The sequence below is a fragment of the Actinomycetota bacterium genome (assembly GCA_035536535.1).
Lineage (GTDB): Bacteria > Actinomycetota > JAICYB01 > JAICYB01 > JAICYB01 > DATLNZ01.
The window spans coordinates 1-2306 of the sequence record DATLNZ010000042.1 but is presented as its reverse complement, the minus strand read 5'-3'; the positions used below and the strand labels follow the sequence as shown (position 1 = coordinate 2306).

Genomic DNA, 2306 nt, shown 5'->3' with positions numbered 1-2306 from the left:
ACCCATGTGCCCGGCCCCCATTTCGGTGCGAAGCAGGAGCCGGTTCGAATCCGTCTTGGTGGCTCGCAGCTTCGCCACCCACTTCGCGGGCTCGAAGTAGGACACCCGTGGGTCGTTGAGCCCGGCCAGGACCAGCATCGGCGGGTAATCCTTCGCCTCCACGTTGTCGTACGGCGAGTAGGACTTCATGTAGCGATAGAACTCCTCCTCGTTGGGGTTGCCCCACTCCCCGTACTCCATGACGCTCATCGGCAGCTTGGGATCCAGGATCGACGACACGACGTCCACGAACGGGACGTCGGCCACGACGGCGCCGAACAGGTCCGGGCGCATGTTCGCGACCGCACCGACCAGAAGTCCTCCGGCGCTGCCGCCGTGGGCGACGATGCGTCCGGGCCTAGTGTAGCCCTCGGACGCGAGATGCTCGGCGCAGGCGATGAAGTCGGTGAAGGAGTTGCGCTTGTTCAGCAGCTTGCCGCCGTCATGCCACCGCTCCCCCAGCTCGCCTCCCCCGCGTACGTGTGCCAGCGCATAAACGAACCCGCGGTTCAGGAGGCTGATCCTGGCGGCCGAGAAGTCCGGCTCGCGCGACGACCCGTACGACCCGTAACCGTAGAGCCACAGGGGGTTGCCGCCGTCGCGCTCCAGGCCTCGCCGCCACATCAGTGACACCGGGACCGGCGTCCCGTCGGATGCCGTCGCCCACGTCCGTTCTGATTCGTAGAGGGAGGCGTCGTAGTTCGGCACCGGCTGCTGTTTGAGCAGGGTCGTTTCGCCCGTCGCCATGTCGAGCTCAAACGTCGAAGCGGGAGTCACCATCGACGTGTACGCATACCTGAACCGGGTGCCGTCGAAGTCGGGCAGCGGCAGGATGCGGGCCGAGTACACCGGCTCCGGGAAGTCGATGTAACTGGTAGACCCGTCCGCCAGGCAGTCGATCCGGACGTGGACCAGCCCGTCGCGCCGCTCGGAGAGCACAAGGTAGCCGCGGTAGGCGTCCAGCGAGTCGAGCTTCACGTCCTCGCGGTGGGCGATCACCTCGGTCCATCCGGCGCGGCCGGGCGAGTCGAGCGGGGCCTGCATCAGCCGGAAGTTCTTGGCCTCGTCGTTGGTGAGGATCAGCCACCGGTCGCCGTGATCGGTGACGTAGTACTCGACCTCCGGACGCCGCGGCTCGATCATCCGCGGCTCGGTCTCCGGCTCGCCGGAAGCAATGACGCGAACCTCCGAGGTCGTGAGGCTCTCGAGGTGGACCAGGATAAAGCGCTTGGACTTGGTCATCCCGAGGGTCAGGTACATGGACTCGTCGTCCTCCTGGTAGACGAGGACGTCCTGCTTGACCGGGGTGCCGAGCGTGTGGCGGTGCAGCCGGTACGGCCGCTGCGCCTCGTCCAACGTCGTGTAGAACACCGTCCGGTTGTCGGTGGACCACGAAAAGCCGAACGATGTGCCTGCGATGACGTCGGGCAGGAGCCGTCCCGTCCGCAGGTCCTTAAAGCGCAGCGTGAACACCTCGTCGCCCTCGAGGTCCTCGGAATATGCGAGGAGGGCGTGATCGGGACTGGCGTCGACGACGCCCAGGTCGTGGAACTCGCGGCCGGCGGCAAGCTCGTTCTGGTCCAGCAGGACCTCCTCCGGCGCCTCCAGGCTCCCGTGCCTGCGGCAGTGGATCGGGTACTGCAGGCCCTCGACCGTGCGCGTGTAGTAGTGGAAGTCATCCACGGGCCATGGGACCGACGCGTCGGTCTCCTGGATGCGAGACAGGATCTCGCCGTAGAGGGCCTCCTGGAGGTCCTTTGTGTGCGACAGCCGTGATTCCGTGTATGCGTTCTCGGCCTCCAGGTACGCGATGACCTCCGGGTTTTCCTTGTCACGCAGCCACCACCAGTCATCCACGCGGACGTCACCGTGCCTCTCAAGCCGCTCGGGGACGCGTCTGGCTGCGGGTGGCTTGTGGGTCATTGGTCCTCCGGTGTCCTGACGGGGGCGAAGCATCGCACGGGGCCGCGCTAGGCTCGGTGTCATGAGACACGCCTTGAACCAGCATTCGTTTTTGATCGCCGCCCTCGGGGTCACGGCCGTCGTGGCCGTGCTCGTCCACGGCAGGGCGTGGTGGGTCCAGGCGCTGGCCCTGCTGGTGGTGGCCGGGGCGGCCGGTGCCGTGTTCATGTCCTACCGGACGGGGGTTGGCGACGTCCGGGAGCCGGCCGACCTGGATGCGGCGCTGAAGTCCGGGCGCCCGGTGGCGCTGCAGTTCTATTCGGACTTGTGAATGGTGTGCCTCCGGGCCAAGCCCGTCGTGGACG

Annotated in this window: 2 protein-coding genes; one reads left to right on the top strand and one right to left on the bottom strand. The window is 66.8% G+C overall.

Annotated elements, in window-relative coordinates:
• Positions 1-1962, bottom strand: a 1962-nt coding sequence (locus VNE62_03090; protein ID HVE91274.1) for a S9 family peptidase, incomplete at its 3' end; no start/stop codon positions are given.
• Between the two features lie 61 nt (positions 1963-2023).
• Between VNE62_03090 and VNE62_03085 the strand changes: the two genes are divergently transcribed.
• Entirely contained in the window at positions 2024-2272 is a 249-nt protein-coding gene (locus tag VNE62_03085) for a hypothetical protein (protein ID HVE91273.1), read from the top strand.
• Positions 2273-2306: the final 34 nt, after the last annotated feature.